This is a genomic window from Priestia megaterium NBRC 15308 = ATCC 14581 (genome assembly GCF_000832985.1).
Lineage (GTDB): Bacteria > Bacillota > Bacilli > Bacillales > Bacillaceae_H > Priestia > Priestia megaterium.
This window is the reverse complement of the sequence record NZ_CP009920.1, coordinates 2,685,678-2,706,350: the sequence shown is the minus strand read 5'-3', so window position 1 is coordinate 2,706,350 and position 20,673 is coordinate 2,685,678. Positions and strand designations below refer to the sequence as shown.

The window sequence follows — 20,673 nt, the reverse complement described above, 5'->3', positions numbered from 1 at the left end:
TTTGCTTTTCAACCACAATCTTTTCTCTTAGTATAACCTTTCTCTACAGGTAGTAGACAAAAAAGCGGAGCATTGATTCACCGCTCCACTTCTACAGTTGCTGCACATATTTAACCGCTTTTTTAGCCACATCTTCTCCTTGCTCTACACATTCTGGTATACCCAGACCTTCGTATGAGCTTCCCGCTACATAAAGACCGGCCAGCTCTTTTTCAAGCTGTTCGTTCATCGTATCTAGCATATCGTGATGTCCGACCGTATACTGAGGCATTGACTGCTTCCATCTCGTTACCGCGTAAAATTCAGGCTCAGCAGAAATTGTAATGAGCTTCTTCAAATCCTCCAGGACAATTTTGAAAATTTCATCGTCAGGCTGATCCACCACAGCTTCATCCCCGGTTCGTCCAACTAAACATCTCAGCAGCACTTTTCCTTCCGGAACCGCATGCGGCCACTTTTTATTTAGCCATGTGCACGCCGTAATCGTGTAATCGCTATTTCTTGAAACGGCGATGTTCATTGCATCTAGATTGTCTTGCAGCGCTTCTTGTGCAAAGGCTATCACAACAGTAGCTACTGAAGTGGAAGGCATATGCTTCAACGGTTCAAATATTTTATATTCCGAAAGCATAGACTGAGCAGCTGCATGAGGAGAAGTTACAATAACGCTATCTGCTTTTATTACTTTCCCGCTATTTAACGATAATTCGTATGTGGTATCTTCTTTGTGAATTTTTTCTACTTTTATTCCTTTTGTAATAATATCAGGGTCTATTGCTTTTTCTACCCCATCCACTAGCGATTGCAGACCTTCTTTTAACGTTAAAAAGACGCTATTTTTTTTAAACTCCGAATCCTCACCGTGCTGTGGATGAATTTCTTTTAGCTTTTTCATTCCGACAATTAAGCTTCTGTACTTATGTTCAGCATGCAGAAACTGTGGAAATGTCGATCGTAAACTCAAACGATCAACGTCTCCTGCGTAAATTCCTGATAATAGAGGCTCAATCAAATTTTCAACAACTTCATCACCAAACCGTCTTCTAAAAAATACGCCTAGCGAACGGTCATCCTGATTTTTTGTCTTCGGTATAAAAAAATCAGCTGCTGCGCGCAGCTTGCCAACAGGTGAAAATAACCCTGTTGTGATAAAAGGAGATAACTTGGTTGGTATCCCCATTACAGCACCATCAGGCAGCGCATGCGGTGTATCTTTTACTAGAATATAGGATTTCCCCTTTTCATTTCCGACTAGCTCCCTACCTAACCCTACTTCTTTTGCCAGTTTTGTAGCAGCTAGCTTACGCGCTAAAAATGAATCAGGACCTTTTTCAAATAAATACCCGTCTCGTTTGACCGTTTGAATTTTTCCACCAAGCCGATGCGTCGCTTCTATTAGTTGAAGATCAATTGGCAGCTGATGATCCTTTATTTTTTTTTGCACATAATAGGCAGCTGAAAGACCTGTTATTCCTCCACCGATGATGACAACCTTTTTTCGTCTATCCGTCATGTTATCATCGCCTTTTCTGTAAAATTCAATATAAAGAGAAGCGATTATGGAAATCCATAGCTCGCTTCTTACTTTTCTCTATATTGATTATAAGTTACTTTTCGTCCCTGTTCAATGTACAAAGAATCTATATTGACTTAGCGGGCAATCTGTTTTAACACAACTGTAGCTAACCCATCGATAAATTCAGGCTGTGCATTGGGCATTTCAGGGCGGTAATAATCAGCCCCAATTTCATCTGTCACCACTTTACATTCATAGTCGTTATCATAAAGAACTTCTAAGTGGTCTGCGATAAATCCAACCGGAGTATACACGAACGATGTATACCCTTTTTCTTCATGCAATTCTCTTGTTAAATCTTGGACATCAGGACCTATCCATGGCTCAGGCGTATTTCCAGCACTTTGCCAGCCAATTTCGTAATGTTCAATGCCAGCGGCTTGTGCAATTAAATCCGCTGTTTCTTGAAGCTGATTTGGATATGGATCTCCTGCTGCAATAATTTTTTCTGGCAAGCTATGTGCAGATACAATCAACACGGCTTTTTGGCATTTCTCTTCGTCTATTAAATCAAACGTTTGTTTAACACGTGTAGCCCAGTACTGAATGAACTTTGGCTCACTGTACCAGCTTTCTACTGAATGAATGATTGGCCCTCCTAATTTTTCAGCCGTTTCTTTGGCGCGCCCATTATAGGATTTTACGCTAAACGTTGAAAAGTGAGGTGCAAGCACAATGCTGACCGCTTCTTTAATTCCGTCTTTATGCATTGCTTCTACTGCATCTTCAACAAACGGTTCAATATGCTTTAAGCCAAGATACGCTTTAAATTCAATTTCATCCTGCACTTCATTCAAGCGCTTTTCCAGACTTTCCATTTGCTGTTGCGTAATTTTTGCAAGAGGTGAAATGCCCCCGATTGCTTCGTAGCGGTTTTGTAAATCTTCTAAGGCTTCTGGTGAAGGTTTACGTCCGCGGCGGATATGTGTATAGTAACGTTCAATATCTTCTTCTTTATATGGTGTTCCATATGCCATTACAAGTAATCCCATTACTTTTTTACTCATGTGTTCGACACCTCTTTATTAGATTCAATACTTGTCTTCATTTTGCCATGAATAAAAAGAAAAATTCAAAGTTTAGCGCTCCAAATTATTTGACAATTTATTGTCTATTTGCAGAATATTCATGAATAAAGGTTGTTAAACGTTTTAACGTTTCCGGCTGAACCTGTGGAAAAACGCCGTGCCCCAAGTTAAAGATGTAACCAGGACTGGCCATCCCTTTATCTAAAATTTCTGTTACGCGTTCTTCAATAACTTCCCATGGAGCTAACAAAATAGCAGGATCTAAGTTTCCTTGCAGTGTTTTTGTTAAGCCTAATGCACGTGCTTCATCCAGCTGTGTTCTCCAATCTAATCCCACTACATCCAGCGGCAGATCATGCCATTCTTTTGCCAAATGACTTGCCCCTACTCCAAACATAATGAGCGGTACATTTTTTTCACGTAAAGAGGTGAAAATTCGCTCCATGACAGGTTTTATAAAATAACGATAATCCGCTACGTTTAAAGCACCCACCCATGAATCAAAGATTTGAATGGCTTTTGCCCCAGCGTCAATTTGCGCTTTTACATATGTAATCGTCATATCTGCTAACTTATCCATTAGTGCAAACCATGCTTTAGGTTCGGTATACATAAATGCTTTTGTTTTATTGTAATTTTTTGAAGGTCCTCCTTCAATCATATAGCTTGCCACTGTAAAAGGAGCACCCGCAAAGCCAATTAGAGGTACGTTTAACTGTTCTGTTGTTAACAGCTTAATCGTATCTAATACATAGGGAACATCTTCTTCCGGCGTAATTTCTCCTAGTTTTTCTACATCGCTTAAAGATTGAATTGGATTAGAGATTACGGGACCAATTCCTGACTTGATTTCAACATCTACTCCAATTGAAGGAAGCGGTGACATTATATCTTTATATAAAATAGCTGCATCCACTCCGTACTGTTCAACGGGCAGGCGTGTTACGTATGCCCCAAGCTCCGGCTGATGAGTGATTTCAAATAAAGAGTACTTCTCTTTTAGCTTTCGGTATTCCGGCTGTGAACGCCCTGCTTGGCGCATATACCAAACCGGAACATGATCCGTTTTTTCCCCTCTACAGGCTTTTAAAAAAGTATCGTTAAACGTTCCTTGACTCATAATTTCCACCTTTCTCGATTGTCTTCCATCCGTATTTTCTTCGATTAGACAGACAATAATCAGCAAAGGAACATACTGGTTCCTCTACTGATTAAAGTTTCACGTTATATTCTCTACTTGTCACTATACCCATTTCTTTACGACTTGTATAGCCACCTGCTAAAAATGTCAAAAATTCGCCCTACTCTTCCTTATTTTATTGAAAAAGAGCAGGTGTTACTTCGTTGGATTTTTTTCCTTTTTGTTTTGTTTGGGAATTGTAAGGAACTACATAATAAGTAGGACTGTCGAGCAGATTCACACGCTCTTTCTCAAATGCTCCTTTTCCCTTCACTTTGCCAATTACTTCGGCTTTATCTCCTTTTTTCTCATAAACATAATAAACAGCTCTTTTATCAGGTGAAGGTGTCCACGATAAATTTACCGTTAGCAAACCAAATGGATGGAATGTTAATTCTTGTTTTAAGTCTTTAACTTGCTCTAAGCGTATTGGTTTTGGCAAATCTTTAACGCCTGCTGGCTTTTGAAATGCAGCTTCGTCGTAACCAGCTCTTGTGAGAATGTCTTTAAATAATAGAGTCGGATAAGAACTTCCTTTTGTTAAATAATGCTGATCATTTGTAGAGTCATATCCCATCCACACGCTTCCTACAACGTCTGGCGTATATCCAACGAACCAAGCATCCCTCGTGGCTCCTTTAACATTCGTATACGAAGTAGACCCTGTTTTTCCTGCTAACTCTCCTGTAAACTCTCCATTTTTTGCCGTTCCTTCTTTAACAACTCCTTGAAGCATCTTTGTCATATACCAAGCCGTTTGTTTTGAAAATGCTTTGTGAGTGTCGGGAACAGCTTTTGCAATCACTTTTCCGTCTTGATCTTTTATTTCTTGAATAAAGTACGGTTGGATATTTTCTCCGTTTTCAGCAAATGCCCGGTACGCTCCTGCTAATTGAAGCGGTGTAATTCCTTCCTTTAATCCTCCAAGAGCAATCGCAAGTCCTTTATCTTCTAAAGGAATTCCTAGCTTTGTGAGATACTGCTTACTTGTTTCAACTCCTAGCTGATTCAATGTCCAGACAGCAGCTGCGTTTTTAGAATCTTTTAGGGCATCGTACATCGTTACCTTTTTAGCATATTGGCCGTCTACATTTTTAGGTGTGTATCCCCCGTAGCTTCTCAGCTTGTCTTGCAGTAAGGAATAAGGCTTGAATTGACCTTCTTCTAACGCAGGGCCATATACCGCAATAGGTTTCATCGTAGAACCTGGCTGTCTTTTGACATTTACGCGATTGAGCGATTTTTGTACATAATCTCGTCCTCCCATAACAGATAAAACTCCTCCGCTTTTGTTATCAACTAATACAAAAGCACCTTGGGCACTGTTATCTGTACCTGGAAAATAACGATTTTCTTTCATCAGTTCGTAGGCGGCTTCTTGTACTTTTGTACTCATAGGTACTTTGACCGTATAACCGCCGCGCAGAAGCTCATTGCTCGAAATGCTGTATTTCTTCTCTGCTTCTTGAATAACCATATCGATATAGGTTAAATACGCTGGGTTTTTAGCCTGTTCCTTTACGTTCAACCCCAGCGTTCTTCCTTGCAAACGGACATTTTTTTCAGCTGATAAATAACCTGCTTTTTGCATGGCATTTAACACAACATTTCTACGTTCTATACTTTTTTCTGGATGTAAAATAGGAGAATAAGAATTCGGTGCTTTTGGCAGTGCAGCGAGCAGTGCACCTTCTTCTACCGTTAATTCGGAGACATCTTTATTGAAGTAAAGCTTGGATGCAGCTTGGATTCCATAGGCTCCGTGTCCAAAGTATATTTGGTTCAAATACATTTCAAGCAGTTTTTGCTTACTGTAACGCTGCTCCAAGTTAATGGCCACCACTACTTCTTTTGTTTTTCTAAGCAGCGTTTTATCATTAGATAAAAACACATTTTTAGCCAGCTGCTGTGTTAAAGTACTTCCTCCTTCAACACTTCCTCCAGCCAATATATCTCGGTATAATGCTCGACCAATAGATTTAAAATCGATTCCGTGGTGTTCATAAAAACGAACGTCTTCAATTGAAATAAATGCTTGTTGCACATGCTTTGGAATCTTATCAATTGAAACCAAGTCCCGATTTTTCACATAGAGCTTTGTTAATTCGTCTCCATTTTCGTCCACTAACCTCGTAGCCAAGTCCATGACGATCTTTTTCTCATCAATTACATAGTTTCCAAGAAACAAGATGATAATATATCCGATCAATCCTAATAGAAAAATTCCAACTAAGGCAGCAATTGCGTATAAGCCTTTTTTGTACATCGTGCCACCCCTTTTCTTTCGCTAAACTTTTGATAATATGGAAAACAACTTCATCAATGTTTTACTTTACCATCTTCATTAGAAGTTCACAATTTTTGAATTTTTGTGTGTAAAATTTTATAATTTTAGTATGATTTACAATTGTAAATTGTATGCAATTCCCAATTAGAAAGGAAGTATAATCCATGAAGATCTTTATTACTTACGGAACAGGCCCTTACCTTCAGAAGTTGATCGACGAACATCCGAGTGAACGTTTGTTACTGCTTCACAAAGATGACGATCAATTTGCACTAGTTCATGAAACAGATGGAGATACAATTTTTAAAGAAGGACATGCTTATGAGGTATTAGATGCTTCTGGAGATCTTGCAGATAGCGGATTTGCTGTACTAAATAATATTTCAGTTACAGATGAGGGCCGTCCTTTGTTTGAACAGCGATTTAGCCAACGAGCTCGTTTAATTGAAAATGAAGCAGGCTTCTCAGCTATTCGTGTGCTTCGTCCACTGCAAAATGACACATATATTATCTTTACAGGATGGAAAGATGAAAGTTCATTTAGCGATTGGCAGTCTTCAAAAGCCTATAATGAAGCACACAAAAAACGCGGTACGTCAGAAGGCGTGGATCAGCAGCCGTCGATTTTCTCTCGCCCTTCTTATGTGACCTCATACCACGTAGTTAAATAAGTAAACACCCTCCTAGTAGGCGAGTATCACAATAGGCACAAACGGCATATTGTATACTACATCACCTATTGGGAGGAATTTTTATGGGCATAGAGCTTGGAGCTCTTCATTGGATGTATGTCCTTTTTATCGCCTTCATTATCGGCTTTATGATTATGCGGCGAGATACGAGTATCCTTTGTATACTCGGGATTTTTTTGCTTTCCTTAACAGCTACCTCTTCGTTAAGCCACTCCGTCAGCGCTGTTTTTTCCAGCTTCATTTATGCCATTACAGAACTGCTTCCTACCATTTTAATTATTTCAATTATTGTATCTATGAGTAAAGTCTTAATGGCTACAGGAATAAATGAATCGATGATTTCACCTTTTGCTCGCCTCATTAAAACACCTGCTCTTGCCTATTGGGTTATTGGATTAGTTATGATGACCATCTCCTATTTTTTCTGGCCTTCTCCAGCCGTTGCTTTACTTGGAGCCGTGCTTTTACCAGTGGCCATCCGCGTAGGGCTTCCAGCTATAGGCGTAGCTGTAGCGATGAATTTATTCGGCCACGGCGTTGCGCTTTCAGGAGACTTTGTTATTCAAGCTGCTCCTAAGATAACAGCTGACGCAGCAGGTCTTCCAGTTCACGAGGTGGTTCAAGCAAGTGTCCCTCTGGTCATCGTGATGGGAGTTGTTACGACACTCTCTGCTTTTTACTTTTTAAAACAAGATATGAAGCACAATAGAATTCACGTTCAACCGACAATGTTAACAAACAGTTCTTCTGTCCAATCCACACCTCTTTCTTCTTCAATACGCCGGGCTTTAGCCATTATAGTTCCCCTTTTCTTCGCTATAGACGTATGGGCAATGTTCACCCTTCATTTACAGGGAGGAGATGCGACCGCTCTCGTTGGTGGCACAGCCCTATTTATTTTAGTGGTGGTTTCACTTATTGCTCACAAAGGAAAAGGTCTCGAACAAACAACTTCCTACTTAATTGAAGGCTTGCAGTTTGGTTTTAAAGTATTCGGTCCCGTTATTCCCATTGCAGCTTTTTTCTATTTAGGAGATGCTGGATTCACAACAATCATTGGTGACTTTCTTCCGAAAGGATCACATGGACTTGTAAATGACCTAGGCGTTGCGCTTGCTTCCACTGTGCCGTTAACCGCACAGGTCGCCACTGTAACGATAACTGCTCTAGGAGCTATTACCGGATTAGACGGTTCAGGCTTTTCAGGCATTTCACTTGTAGGCTCTGTCTCTCATTTATTTGCATCTGCTTTAGGATCGGGCGCTGCCACCCTAACTGCTTTAGGGCAAATTGCTGCGATTTGGGTTGGTGGAGGCACATTGATTCCATGGGCATTGATTCCAGCTGCTGCGATTTGCGGAGTCAGTCCGTTTGAACTCGCCAGACGTAATTTAAAACCTGTAGCGATTGGATTAGTCGTTACAACAACTGTCGCGATGTTCTTAGTTTAAACAAAAGCCCCCTTCTTTTTATGAAGGGGGCCATATGTATATATTTTTTACATGCCTTTTGGAAACACTTTTTCCGCTGAAGGCTTTACATACGCATAAACAAGCGTATAGAAGAAAATGCCTACAATAAGCCACATAAGCCCTAAGGTGTAGCCAGCTAAGACATCTGTTAAAAAATGTTCTCTTAATAGAATACGGCTCACACCTATTAATAAAACGATTAAAGTAATTGCCAGCTGATACCGCTTGGCTACCTTTTGACTGTTCATATGCTTTGTGAGAAAAAAGATAATCAGACCATAAATAAGAATTCCCATCATTGCATGGCCGCTCGGAAAACTGTAGCCTTTGATGCCTTCAAGAGGACGTCCTCGTTCTACCGCATCTTTAACTGCTTTATTAATAATATCACCGCTTAAAATAAGTAAAAATGCCGATATCATACCGATATAGTCCTTTTTAAAAAATAAAAAAACGAGAAGTACAGCTAAAAGAACCATAATCATCACTTTCGAAGCTAAAAAAGACAAGCCATGAAAAATAGATGATGCTGACTGAAGAACAGTGCTGTCATCTATAGCTGAAACAAGCCAGTGGTCTCCTTGAAAAGAATCTGTCGACACAACAAACAACACTCCTAAAAAAACGAGACCTGCCCCCCCAAACACCCACATCAATTTTTTGTACAGGGATACAGTTTGTGAATCTACCATATCGTTACCTCCTATTATCTCATGAGAAAATTGGCAAAAAACTCATTCTTTATCCCTATTCCTCATCTTATGTATCTATTATGTATATAAAATATTTCATGATTCAATTACTTTTTTCAATAACAACGCTTACATTCTTTTCTTTTTAATAGATAATGATATAATGATTAAAATGTCAAAAAATTCAAAACTTTATTCAACCTATACAGAAAGGATATGGTCACGTGAATTCCAAGCTACATACTTTACTTGAAGAAAAATTTGATGAAATGGTTCAAATCCGCCGATATTTGCATCAGTATCCAGAACCGTCTTTTAAAGAATTTCAAACCGCTGCCTACATTCGATCTTTTTATGATAAAATCGGTATTTCTTACCGAGCAAATGTAGGAGGAAACGGCATTGTAGCAAGCATTCAAGGAGGAAACCCCGGTCCTACTGTAGCTTTGAGAGCCGACTTTGATGCCCTGCCTATTCAAGATGAAAAAGATGTACCATATCAATCAACTGTTCCGGGTGTAATGCATGCATGTGGCCACGATGGTCATACGGCTACTCTTTTAGTCCTTGCTAAAGCGCTTTTTGAAATAAGAGATTCTCTCCCTGGTAAAATCGTCTTCATTCATCAGCACGCTGAAGAGTACGCACCCGGAGGCGCCAAGTCCATGATTGAAGACGGATGCTTAGACGGTGTAGACGCGATATTTGGAACGCATTTATGGTCATTAACTCCAACTGGTGTCGTTCAATATCGAACGGGCCCTATCATGGCTGCTGCTGATCGCTTTGAAATTACGATCAAAGGAGCAGGCGGCCACGGTGCACAGCCTCACAAAACAAAAGATTCAATCGTCATCGCCTCTCAGCTTGTTGTTAATTTACAGCAAATTGTAAGCAGACGTGTAAACCCAATTGATTCAGCGGTTGTGAGCATAGGTTCTTTTGTAGCAGAAAATGCATTTAATATTATTGCTGATTCTGCTCGACTAATTGGAACGGTAAGAACATTTAATGAAGATGTACGAAATGATGTCGAAAAAGAAATCGAACGAATTGTCCAAGGTACATGCTTAACAGCTGATGCTTCTTATGAACTGAGTTATACGCGCGGCTATCCTTCCGTCGTCAACCACCCGGAAGAAACGGCCTTTCTTGCTTCTGCTGCTTCTCAAATCGATGAAGTTCATACAGTCGAAGAAACGGAGCCTCACATGACTGGGGAAGATTTCTCTTATTATTTGCAGCATATTAAAGGAACGTTCTTTTTTACAGGAGCTCAGCCAGAAGGTGTAGATGCTCCGTATCCTCATCATCATCCTAAATTTGATTTTAACGAAAAAGCAATGCTTATCGCAGCTAAAACGCTTGGTACGGCTGCTGTTGAGTATTTAAGAGAACAAGCTCCTTCTAAAAACGTAATAAAAGCGAATTAATCATTCAGCAAGCATTCGTACAGATAAGCAGACGAGTGCTTGTTGTTTTATTTCAGGAACCTTTTCCACACTTAAAACGTAGTATTTATATCGACTGAAATGAGGTGATTTTTTTGAATACGTATGAAGAAAAAGTGTTACAAGAAGCTGAACATTGGAAATTCAGCATGTTGAAACGACCTTCTAAATTTCAACGGACCGCAAAATCTTTACAGCTTAAAATAAATGAAAAAATCCCTGCTAAAGTCCATAAGATTATGACTGAAAGCATAAAAAAAATGGTTGAAACCACGCTTGTTGGATCCGATTTCACCACTAAAAAAAGAGATGTCAGCGGTCTTTCGTTTGAAGAAAAAGAGAAAAGAATTTTGGAACTCATACCTAAGTACAAAAAAACAGCTGCTGTAGAAGGAGCTGGTACTGGTGCAGGCGGTATCCTTTTAGGTGCAGCAGATTTCCCGCTTCTTCTTTCCATAAAAATGAAGTGCTTATTTGACATTGCCGCTACATATGGTTTTGATGTAAAAGAAAAAGAAGAACGCATTTATATGCTGTATATTTTTCATCTTGCCTTTTGCAGCGACGACCATAGAACGAAGCTGCTCGAAGTAGTAGAAAACTGGGAAGAAAAGAAAGAGGAACTTCTTGAGCTTGATTGGAAAGCTTTTCAACAAGAATACCGTGATTACATTGATGTCGTGAAAATGTTTCAACTTATGCCGGGAATTGGAGCTGTTATAGGTGCATATGCTAATTATCAGCTTCTTGACCATCTCACAAAAGTAGCAATGAACGTCTATCGCTTCCGTATATTATCTTCGTCTCCAAAGTAGTCTAAAAACGTAAAAAAGCTCCTTTCGGAGCTTTTTTTTACGTTAATTTTTTATTTACATATGCATGTACAAATAAGTGAATAAATACAGCACCTGCTGCCACAGAAAGCAGTGCAGCAACTATATTAGAAAAAGCCACCGCTATGGCGAGCACAAGAATTTGTACATACAGCGCTTTTTTCCATACGTCCAAAAATGCCTTTTTCCGTTCTTTAGCTTCAACTGGATAAAGAGAAAGCCATAAAATCTGTTTGTGCTGCTTCCAAAGCGGGAGTAATTGAAAACCCGTCATGTATATAACAAATAAAACAACCACTATATTGCCGTATTGAAACGGCGCAGCTACAATTAAAAATCCGCCAATGACAGTTAAGCGAACGAGCAAACTTAAATAATCTCCTGATCGTAAAAATGTTCTGGTGTATAAGTAATGGTAAGTGGCACTTTGATGAAATGGAATACGTGCTACTAGCCAATCTAAATATCTACGGCGTTTGATTCGCTCTTTCACCTGAGGAACGTCCGTAAATAAATTAGCTAATCGATAAAAATAGCCCATACGCTTTTCTTCTAAGTCAATTAGCTTTTCCCATTTGATCGGCTTTCTTTTTGTAAGGGAGCGATAATAAATAGCTAGCGCAATCATAATCACCGCTACGACTCCTGTAAACAATACGTATGCATGGGAAAATAAGAAGTACGTAAAAACTGCGTTCAAGAAAAACCTGACGATATAATCTGTCCACTTCGCCCACTTTTCTTCAAACCATACAGCCCACCAAGACATGCCTAAGTTTACAACTTTCAAGATGAGTAATAGCAGAAAAAACACAAAAACGTTTGAGTAAGAATCATGCATTACCTTTACGTGAAGAGGTGCTGCTGCACCAGTTGTAAATAATAAAATATAAAGCTGAATCGTAAAGGTAAACCAAAAAGATTTTTTAAAATAAGGCTGCAGCTTCGTCTCTAAAGGGAGTAAAAAGACTAAATCAGGTCGTTTTAAAAACGTTTGAATTTGACCCATGGTTAAAATCAATCCCATAAGTATCGCAATCACTACAGCCGAAGGAAACGCAGGTGTTAATGTACTCAACCACTGTTGATAATAGTAGGCCAAACCGCCAATCGCAAAAATTAACACTAATTTAATGTGGTCATTTAAGATATATTTTGTATATCTTCTTACATCCACTAAATACTGCTGAAACCGTTGCTTCCATAATGCATCAATCTTACTCATAGCCTTCTTCCTTTGTTAATTCAATATAAATTTCATCAAGAGTAGCATTGCGCATCTGAAATTCTTCTTGAAGGTCTTTAAGCGTTCCTTGCGCTCTTACTTCTCCGTTATGTAGAATAACAAATTTATCGCAGTAGCGTTCCGCGGTCGCCAAAATGTGTGTGGACATTAAAATGCCTGCACCTTGCTTTTTCATATCCGTCATCAAATCAAGTAAAGATTGAATACCCAGCGGATCTAAACCTAAAAAAGGTTCATCAATAATATAAAGAGACGGCTGAACCAAAAAAGCGCACATAATCATAACCTTCTGCTTCATTCCTTTTGAAAAATGCGCAGGGAACCATTTTAACTTCCGGTCTAAACGAAACTCTTTTAAAAGCGGCTGCAGACGGGCTTCATATGTTTGAGGCTCAAGTCCATAAGCCATAGCTGTCATATCTAAATGTTCTTTTAATGTTAATTCATCGTATAGCACAGGAGTTTCTGGAATAAACGTAAACTGACTTCGATAACCTGTCGGATCTTGTTGAAAGGTTTTATTATTAATGGATACACTTCCTTTTTTTGCTTCCATTAATCCAATGATATGTTTAATCGTTGTACTTTTGCCGGCTCCGTTTAACCCGATTAACCCGACTAATTCACCTGCATTTACATCAAACGATACATCTTTTAAGACGGGAGTTTTTGTATATCCCCCTGTAATATTGTTAATTTGCAATAAAGAACCCATCACGATCTCCTTTTATTTGTTCTTTTTTGTCTCCAAGCGCAAGCGCTATTTGCTCTATTGTACCAAATCTTTTTCTTCCTCACATTGTTTTCAATTTTTTTCGGTTAATTTTTCCAGAATATAATCGAAATATCGGGACATTCTATATAGGGAAGAAGGAAAACAAGTTATTGATTACAACTAATCATTACAAAGCTTCTTACATTTGGGATGAGGTGTCTACAGCAGGCATATTTCAGAAAACCTTATTGTAAATCGATGTATGTTTGATTCATAAGGGGATGGTAGTCATGAACGTAGTAAGAATATATATAATGGGTAGACAATAATGTTCATTTATTACTGTGTAGATGAGGTGTTTGTCAAAGACCAAGAACGATTTCGTTCACATTGTATATTTTTTAGCTCAATGCTTAAATGAGGTGTTTGTTAAAGAGAATATACTTTTTCAAGTTACTGTTTCATTAGGCAATGCAATTACGTAAATGAGGTGTTCCTTAAAGATCATATGCTGCATTAAAAGCTATTTTTTCCTTCTTCACATGACGGGATGCATAATCGTTTGCATCCCGTTTTTGTGTATAAAATGCCAGCAGCTATTTCTTGCCTGCTGATTGCATTTCTACTTTGTGGTAAAATAAACATACATGTATACCCATACATTTATATTGGTAACGGAAGGTGAATATAATGAGCACACATGATGAAAACTGTATTTTTTGCAAAATTACTCGCGGTGAAATCCCAGGTGCAAAAGTATTTGAAAATGAACATGTATTAGCTTTTTTAGACATTAGTCAAGTAACAAAAGGGCATACGCTGGTGATTCCAAAAGTACATAAAAAAGACATTCACGAACTAACGCCGGAAATTGCGCGCAATTTGTTTGAAGTAGTTCCTCAAATCGCAAATGCAATTAAAGAAACATACAGCCCAATCGGCTTAAACATCTTAAATAATAATGGTGAAAAAGCTGGTCAATCCGTGTTTCATTATCATATGCACATTATTCCTCGCTATGGGGAAGGCGATGGATTCGGTGCTGTATGGAAAGAGCATACAAGCGAATACACGCCTGAAAAACTTCAAGAAATCGCTGGCAATATTTCTTCTCACCTTTCTTAAAACAAAAAAAGCTTACACATGTAAGCTTTTTTTGTTTTAACTATTCATTTAACACATGTTTAATCAGTTTGTGATATAAAATATCGTGCGGCTTTTCACTTATTATGAACGACTTTCCGCCTTAACTTCTAAATTCATACGTTCTTCAATCAATTTTGTTAATGCTCTTGATCCTTCAGGTACCAAGTGGACACCATCTGATGTAAAGTATTCAGGGTGCTTAGAAGCCTCTGAGTGCCAATCTACGAGCGTGACATGATCAAACTTTTCAGAAGCAGCTTTCAAATTCTTGTTCACGGTGCTTTCCCAGGAACGAGGAACGCGCGTATTCACTAAGTAAACGTCCGCGTGTGAAAAAGCTTTTAACAGTTGTTCCAGTTCTTCATTTGTAAAATAGCCATTTGTTCCTAACTCAATAATCACTGCGCTGTTCGGATTATTAAATGCTTGATAGCTAGGAGTTAGCTGCAGTGCTTCATTGAGCTGCCTTCCTACTTTTCCGTCAATCGTAATACTAAGCGGCATCTCTTTAAGATTAGGAGCAATATCCAGCATGACCGAGTCTCCAATCGCAAGAACATCTCTGTAAGAATTCGGCTGCTGTTTTTCTTTGGCATCAGATTTTTCTTCCCCGGAACTCTTTTCCGCGTTCTCTGCTTTTTTATCAGCCGCTTTGTTCTTGTCTTTGACAGAAGTTGAAGCATTTTCTTTATGATTCGTTTGAATTTTAACCTCTGTCTCTTTCGCTTTCGTTTCATCCTTTTGCTGCGTACTAATAGCAAAGCTTGTCATATCTGCTGTAAACAGCGCCAAAAAGAAAATGAGACTGCCCAAAACCGCTTGTCTCGAACGAGAGAGATTACGCCATTTAAAAAGCTCTCTCGGATGGTAGTGCCTGAAATAATAGCGAAAGCCGCGTGTGCGGATAGGCACTTCAATGTAACGGTAAGAAAGTTCAGCAATGATAAATGTAAGGCCTACTTGTAGCAGCGCATGCCAATAGACCGGGCGGCCAATCTCGGATACAGGTGTTGTAAGAACAATAACCGGATAATGCCACAAATAGATGCCATATGATCTAGTACCAAGCCAGCGAAGCGGTTTAAACGACAGAGCTTTTCCTAAAAAACTACTAGGATGACTAATCGTTGCAACCAGTACAGCAGCGTTTAAACAAATCAGCAGCATTCCACCTTGATAAAGAAAAGATGCATGAGTATACTCATCAACGCTCCATACGCAGAGAATAAATACAAAGAAACTCACCATACTTACCGCGTTTAATACTTGCTTGCCTACGGCTGGAAGATTTTTCGATGATAAACGATACATCGGCCAGGCAAATGCAAGTAAACAGCCGATTAAAAGGGCAAATAGCCGAGTGTCGGTTCCATAATAAATGCGGCTAGGATCTCCTCCTGGCTCATATAAAAAAGACATTAGAATAGCTGAGGCCATTACTCCAGCTAAAATGAATAGAGAAAGAATTCCTTTCTTTTTGATAAATTTTAAACCCAATAATAAAACAAGTGGCCACACAATATAAAACTGCTCTTCAATAGCCAGTGACCATAAGTTCTTTAATGGTGACGGTGACCCAAAACTATCAAAATATGAAACTTTATGAAAAATAAACCACCAGTTACTCATATAAAAAATAGACGATAATGCATCGCCTCGTAGCGTTGTTAACAACGGCCGGTTAAATAAAATAACCCAAGCTGCAGTTAATACTACCATCACATACACAGCTGGAAGAAGTCTTCTCGTTCGGCTAATCCAAAAATGCTTCAAATTTTTCAAAGGATTTTCCCAAGATTGCACCAGTAAAATCGAGGTAATTAAATACCCTGATAATACAAAGAAAACATCAACTCCTAAAAACCCTCCAGATGCCCATCCAAATCCTAAGTGATATGCAATGACAGACATAACAGCGAAAGCTCGAAGTCCATCCAAACTATATATATACCTATTTTTCTTTTCCTTTGCACTCATAAAAATGCCTCCAAGCAATATGTACAACAAATTTCTTTCTGAACCAATATTAAGAATATTACGTAATTGTTACATTTTTGTTACAAAAATCATTATATACAATATTATTACTTTCTTCAATATATCACTTACTTAAAATCAAAGAATAAGCAAAAAGAAACAAATTCATTATCTATCTTATTCATAAATTACTAATTTAGTAGTAGTCATATCGATTCTATCTGCGCAGTACTAAAGCCTAACATCTTTCTTTCACCTTACCCGTTTCAGAAATAGAAAAACTTCACACAATTGGTGAAGTTTCTAAGGTGTCTTTAGCATATCTACGTGGGGAAGCCCTTCATCTGAATAAATATCGGAAACAGGTCTAAAACCAAACGATTCATAAAATGTTTGAAGTCTGCTTTGAGCTTGAATTTTAATTGTCTTCTCGTGCAACTCATTCTCTAAAAAATCAATTCCTCTTGCTACTAGTTCTCTTCCGAGACCCGTACCGCGCTGTGCTTGTTTTACAATAATGCGCCCAAGAGAAGCTTCCTGGTAGCTAATTCCTTTTGGTAAAACTCTAAGGTATGCGATAATTTTCTCATTCTCTTTTTTGAACAAGTGATAAGCAAGTTTGTCTTTTCCATCTACTTCTAAGTAAGCACACTTCTGTTCAACAACAAAAATAGCGGTGCGAACCTGTAGAATTTCATAAAGCTCATCGTTTGTCAGCTCTTGAAATGATTTTATGCACCAAGTCATGATCCGCTCACCTTTTCTTATTGTTCTTTTTCAATTAAATTCAGCGTGCGTTCAAGCCAATTGATATAGCTTGTCTCCCGGTCTTGAGCGCGAGATAGCACCAAATAATGACCAAATTGAGGAGACGAAACGGTAATGTGATGATTAACTTGTTCCAAAAGGTCATCCATTCGTTTCTTTAAAAAAGTTAGCTTCACTTTCCTGCTTGATAGCTGATTATCTATTTGTTGCTTTAACTCTTCTATTGACATGGATGAAGCAAAATAAGCTTTTAACATAAATTCATCTTTAGTTGTTTCAGGAATAGGATCAATTGTAGTGAGCCACTTGCTTAACTCGGCTCTTCCTTCTTCCGTTATCGAATACATCTTTTTTTCTAATTTCTTGCCTTGAATCACGGTTTCATAGCGAATAAAACCCTCTTCTGTTAATCGCTTTAACTCGGGATAAATCTGGCTGTGCTTAGCACTCCAAAAATTACCGACCTCTTCTTTAAAAAGTCTGGTAATGTCATACCCGCTGAGCTCCTTCTGATCTAAGAGCCCTAATATGGCATATTTTAATACTCTCATTCTGTTCCTCCACATTATTTCTTCCATCAGTATAGCATATAAACATTTCATTTACATGTTTGCCAAAACATGTTTGCGTATACTTTTATTTATCTTTTTTCTATTATTTTCTCTTTACAGATTAATTTAAATTTTTGAAAAGTTACCTCCACAATCAATGGTTTTCATGATAGTATAATGATATTCTTTCTGACATCAGTCATTAGCCATTTTGTATGATGAGTGTTCGAACTAATTTGAGGAGGAATTAATGTGATTACGTTAAACAGAGCTTATAATTTTAATGCAGGTCCGTCTGCGCTTCCCCTACCTGTCTTACAACTTGCTCAAGAGGAGCTAGTTAATTTTAAAAATACGGGTATGTCTGTGATGGAATTATCACATCGCAGCAAAGAGTTTGAAGATGTATTAACACATGCTAAAGAAACACTCACGGAATTGCTTAACATTCCAGATACACATGAAATTTTATTCCTGCAGGGCGGAGCAAGCCTGCAATTCTCTATGATTCCAATGAACTTTTTAGCTCCCGATCAAGTCGGTGCATATGTCCTAACCGGAGCATGGTCGGAAAAAGCATTAAAAGAAGCAAAGAAACTTGGAAAAACAGCAGTTGTTGCTTCTACTAAAGAAGAAAATTACCGCTCTATTCCATCTCTAGATGATATAAAGCTTCCAAAAGAAGAGATTGGGTACTTGCATATCACGTCCAACAATACCATCTTTGGTACACAATGGGCTGACTATCCGTCTATCGAAGGAGTAGACTTAATTGCCGACATGTCAAGCGACATTCTTTGCCGTCAAATTGATGTATCTAAGTTCTCTCTCATTTATGCTGGTGCTCAGAAAAACCTCGGACCATCTGGTGTCACGGTTGTCATTTTGAAGAAAGAATTACTTAAACGTATTCCTGAAGGTTTACCAACAATGCTGAATTATGAGACACATGTAAAGAGCAACTCTCTTTACAACACTCCTCCAACGTTTGGCATTTACATGCTTTCACTTGTTTTAGATTGGATTAAAGAACAAGGTGGCGTTAAAGCAATTGAAGCCCAAAATCATAAAAAAGCTAAGTTACTCTACACAAGCATGGAACGTTCAAATGGTTTCTATACCCCTCACGCTACAGAGGAAAGCCGATCAATTATGAACGTAACGTTTACTTTACCGACCGATGAGTTAACGGCTGTGTTTTTACAGCAAGCAAAAGAAAAAGGCTTCGTAGGATTAGCTGGACACCGTTCAATCGGCGGATGCCGCGCTTCTATTTACAATGCTGTACCGCTTGAAGCGTGTGAAGCTCTTGCCGCCTTTATGGATGAATTTGCACAAGCAAACGCATAATTGGCAGAATTAACTGATCCTTTTTTCACATAAATATGTTATAATCAGTATGTAAATATATGCAATGGGCATAGACGCACTATTGGTATATTTCGAGCTTAGCTTAGAAGAGGAGAGATGAGAAATGAATACAAAGGTTTTAGTTTCTTTAGCGTTATTAGTCGGAATTGGAGCGGTTCTCCACACGGTGGTACCTCCTATTTTATTTGGAATGAAGCCAGATATGATGTTAACAATGATGTTTTTAGCAATCCTGTTGTTTCCTAGCATAAAAAATGTTGCATTGGTTAGCTTAACCACAGCGGTTATTTCTGCTTTAACAACAAGCTTTCCTGGCGGACAAATTGCAAACTTGATTGATAAACCAATTACAGCATTTGTTTTCTTTGCATTATTTATGCTTGTGAAAAAAGCAACAGGCATTAAAACACCAGTTGCCGCTGCTTTAACAGCTGTTGGCACACTCGTATCAGGAACCGTATTCTTGTCTGCTGCCGCGCTAATCGTCGGCTTACCGGGCGGAAACAGCGTCATGGCGCTTGTTACTGCGGTTGTATTACCTGCAACAGTAGTGAACACAATCGTTATGGTCGTTATTTATCCAATTGTTCAATCCGTTCTAAAACGCACAAGCATCAAAGCAAAATTATCGTAACGTCAAGAGCCTGATTTAATTAAGAATCAGGCTCTTTTTTTACACCAAAAGCTCAGGCCCGCCAAAGCGTGGCGGACCTTTAGATAAAACGGTTCATTCATAGTATGTTGCTGATCTTTTAGAGACAATCTACAGTTCGACTCTTAACTTTTTGTTTAAAAAGAAATGGTACAGAATGCTTTTCACTTAAATTTCATTTGCAGCTCATACAATAGGTATGAAGACTTACTATGTAATAAAGGTTTAAGTTCTCCATCCTAGGTTACATAATAAAGTATAAGCACCAATAAAAAACTCGCAAAAGCCACTGTCGCACATGTAAGAGACTTTTGTTTCAGCACATGTTTAGGTGGATATGATGCCGTTCTAGTCGTAAGGCTAAACCATTTAAAGGCAGCCAGAAAAAAACTCAGGCTAATTATCAAAAGAATGAATAAAGCTACCCCATGTTGATAACCTCCTTCTTTTGTATAAATTTATGCTATTTTTTTATGATTATGTCAGAAGGAAGTGTTAGCAATTACTTTACTACATAGGAGGAAATAAATAATGAGCAGAATGAAAAAACTAGCAGCTGGAGCAGCAATCGGAAGCACCGTAGCCGCTATTACAACGCTTCTTGTTACTCCATATTCAGGACGAGAACTTAAACAGCGTGTCAGCTCTCGAAAAGACCGAGTTAACGCTTCACAACAAGAGCTCTCAACAAAAATAAAAGCTGTTTCTCAACAAGTACAAATGACCGCCAGAGAAGGAAATACTATAGTGAAAAATATCGCAAGTGACCTTTCTACTACCCTTGGTCAGTTTAAAGAAGAAATTGTCCCTCATAAGGAATCCCTTCAGCATCATTTGAAAGAAATCCAAAATTCTTTGTCAAACCTAGAGGAACATGTACAGACAACTAAAAATCCCAATGAAAAAATTGACAAAAAAGAAGGTTAAAACGCCTTCTTTTTTAATTTTTTAAAATTTTGTAAATTTACATCTTTATAATTTTTTATTTTATTGGCATAATAGAAGATAAATAAAAAAAGAGACTAAGTAGGTGGGA

19 protein-coding genes are annotated in these 20,673 nt (G+C 38.4%); 8 read left to right on the top strand and 11 right to left on the bottom strand.

The features are described from left to right. Window positions 1-91 precede the first annotated feature (91 nt). The 4 genes from hemY to BG04_RS14475 all read right to left on the bottom strand — a co-directional run bounded on the left by hemY (window position 92) and on the right by BG04_RS14475 (window position 6,050). Window positions 92-1,513, bottom strand: a complete 1,422-nt coding sequence (hemY, locus tag BG04_RS14490) for a protoporphyrinogen oxidase (RefSeq protein ID WP_034654470.1) — start codon at window positions 1,511-1,513, stop codon at window positions 92-94. A 137-nt stretch (window positions 1,514-1,650) separates the two neighbouring features. Further along, window positions 1,651-2,583, bottom strand: a complete 933-nt coding sequence (gene hemH, locus BG04_RS14485; RefSeq protein WP_016762986.1) for a ferrochelatase — start codon at window positions 2,581-2,583, stop codon at window positions 1,651-1,653. Between the two features lie 97 nt (window positions 2,584-2,680). After that, window positions 2,681-3,724 (bottom strand): uroporphyrinogen decarboxylase, encoded by a 1,044-nt coding sequence (gene hemE / locus BG04_RS14480; RefSeq protein ID WP_013055329.1) that lies wholly within the window; start codon window positions 3,722-3,724, stop codon window positions 2,681-2,683. Between the two features lie 196 nt (window positions 3,725-3,920). Beyond that, window positions 3,921-6,050 carry a transglycosylase domain-containing protein gene (locus BG04_RS14475; protein ID WP_034654471.1) on the bottom strand — a complete coding sequence of 710 codons (2,130 nt, stop codon included), beginning with the start codon at window positions 6,048-6,050 and terminating at the stop codon, window positions 3,921-3,923. A gap of 185 nt (window positions 6,051-6,235) precedes the next feature. Between BG04_RS14475 and BG04_RS14470 the strand changes: the two genes are divergently transcribed. Together BG04_RS14470 and BG04_RS14465 are read left to right on the top strand one after the other, a co-directional pair. Continuing rightward, window positions 6,236-6,742: an antibiotic biosynthesis monooxygenase family protein gene (locus BG04_RS14470; protein ID WP_013055327.1), complete on the top strand. Its 507-nt coding sequence runs from the start codon at window positions 6,236-6,238 to the stop codon at window positions 6,740-6,742. Between the two features lie 83 nt (window positions 6,743-6,825). After that, window positions 6,826-8,214 carry a hypothetical protein gene (locus tag BG04_RS14465; protein ID WP_034654473.1) on the top strand — a complete coding sequence of 463 codons (1,389 nt, stop codon included), beginning with the start codon at window positions 6,826-6,828 and terminating at the stop codon, window positions 8,212-8,214. Between the two features lie 47 nt (window positions 8,215-8,261). Here BG04_RS14465 and BG04_RS14460 read toward each other — a convergent pair whose 3' ends face one another. Then, entirely contained in the window at window positions 8,262-8,927 is a 666-nt protein-coding gene (locus BG04_RS14460) for a phosphatase PAP2 family protein (protein WP_034654476.1), read from the bottom strand. A gap of 224 nt (window positions 8,928-9,151) precedes the next feature. Here BG04_RS14460 and BG04_RS14455 point away from each other — a divergent pair, with 224 nt between their 5' ends. Then, window positions 9,152-10,360, top strand: coding sequence for a M20 family metallopeptidase (locus BG04_RS14455; RefSeq protein ID WP_016762982.1), 1,209 nt, complete (start codon window positions 9,152-9,154; stop codon window positions 10,358-10,360). A 113-nt stretch (window positions 10,361-10,473) separates the two neighbouring features. Continuing rightward, on the top strand, window positions 10,474-11,193 hold the full coding sequence (locus BG04_RS14450; protein WP_013055323.1) for an EcsC family protein: 720 nt from the start codon (window positions 10,474-10,476) through the stop codon (window positions 11,191-11,193). A gap of 37 nt (window positions 11,194-11,230) precedes the next feature. Here the strand turns inward: BG04_RS14450 and BG04_RS14445 are convergent, their stop codons facing one another. Together BG04_RS14445 and BG04_RS14440 are read right to left on the bottom strand one after the other, a co-directional pair. Continuing rightward, window positions 11,231-12,436: an ABC transporter permease gene (locus BG04_RS14445; RefSeq protein ID WP_034654479.1), complete on the bottom strand. Its 1,206-nt coding sequence runs from the start codon at window positions 12,434-12,436 to the stop codon at window positions 11,231-11,233. Beyond that, window positions 12,429-13,172 carry an ABC transporter ATP-binding protein gene (locus BG04_RS14440; RefSeq protein ID WP_013055321.1) on the bottom strand — a complete coding sequence of 248 codons (744 nt, stop codon included), beginning with the start codon at window positions 13,170-13,172 and terminating at the stop codon, window positions 12,429-12,431. The genes BG04_RS14445 and BG04_RS14440 overlap by 8 nt, the downstream gene beginning before the upstream one ends. Before the next feature lie 690 nt (window positions 13,173-13,862). Here BG04_RS14440 and BG04_RS14435 point away from each other — a divergent pair. After that, window positions 13,863-14,297, top strand: coding sequence for an HIT family protein (locus BG04_RS14435; RefSeq protein ID WP_013081680.1), 435 nt, complete (start codon window positions 13,863-13,865; stop codon window positions 14,295-14,297). Between the two features lie 102 nt (window positions 14,298-14,399). Here the strand turns inward: BG04_RS14435 and BG04_RS14430 are convergent, their stop codons facing one another. The 3 genes from BG04_RS14430 to BG04_RS14420 form a co-directional block, all read right to left on the bottom strand. Continuing rightward, entirely contained in the window at window positions 14,400-16,295 is a 1,896-nt protein-coding gene (locus tag BG04_RS14430) for an acyltransferase family protein (protein ID WP_034654482.1), read from the bottom strand. 303 nt (window positions 16,296-16,598) lie between these two features. After that, window positions 16,599-17,042, bottom strand: a complete 444-nt coding sequence (locus tag BG04_RS14425; RefSeq protein ID WP_013081678.1) for a GNAT family N-acetyltransferase — start codon at window positions 17,040-17,042, stop codon at window positions 16,599-16,601. A 17-nt stretch (window positions 17,043-17,059) separates the two neighbouring features. Continuing rightward, window positions 17,060-17,614, bottom strand: a complete 555-nt coding sequence (locus BG04_RS14420) for a PadR family transcriptional regulator (protein ID WP_025752934.1) — start codon at window positions 17,612-17,614, stop codon at window positions 17,060-17,062. Window positions 17,615-17,866: 252 nt separating this feature from the next. Here BG04_RS14420 and serC point away from each other — a divergent pair, with 252 nt between their 5' ends. Together serC and BG04_RS14410 are read left to right on the top strand one after the other, a co-directional pair. Next, entirely contained in the window at window positions 17,867-18,964 is a 1,098-nt protein-coding gene (gene serC / locus BG04_RS14415) for a 3-phosphoserine/phosphohydroxythreonine transaminase (RefSeq protein WP_034654485.1), read from the top strand. Window positions 18,965-19,088: 124 nt separating this feature from the next. Continuing rightward, entirely contained in the window at window positions 19,089-19,619 is a 531-nt protein-coding gene (locus BG04_RS14410; protein WP_034654488.1) for a tryptophan transporter, read from the top strand. Between the two features lie 257 nt (window positions 19,620-19,876). Here BG04_RS14410 and yhzF read toward each other — a convergent pair whose 3' ends face one another. Then, complete coding sequence (gene yhzF, locus BG04_RS31905) at window positions 19,877-20,044, bottom strand: membrane protein YhzF (protein WP_482082703.1); 168 nt, start codon at window positions 20,042-20,044, stop codon at window positions 19,877-19,879. 124 nt (window positions 20,045-20,168) lie between these two features. On the opposite strand from yhzF, the gene BG04_RS14405 reads away from it, so the two are divergent. Next, window positions 20,169-20,564, top strand: a complete 396-nt coding sequence (locus BG04_RS14405; protein WP_013055314.1) for a YtxH domain-containing protein — start codon at window positions 20,169-20,171, stop codon at window positions 20,562-20,564. The last annotated feature ends 109 nt before the right edge of the window (window positions 20,565-20,673 follow it).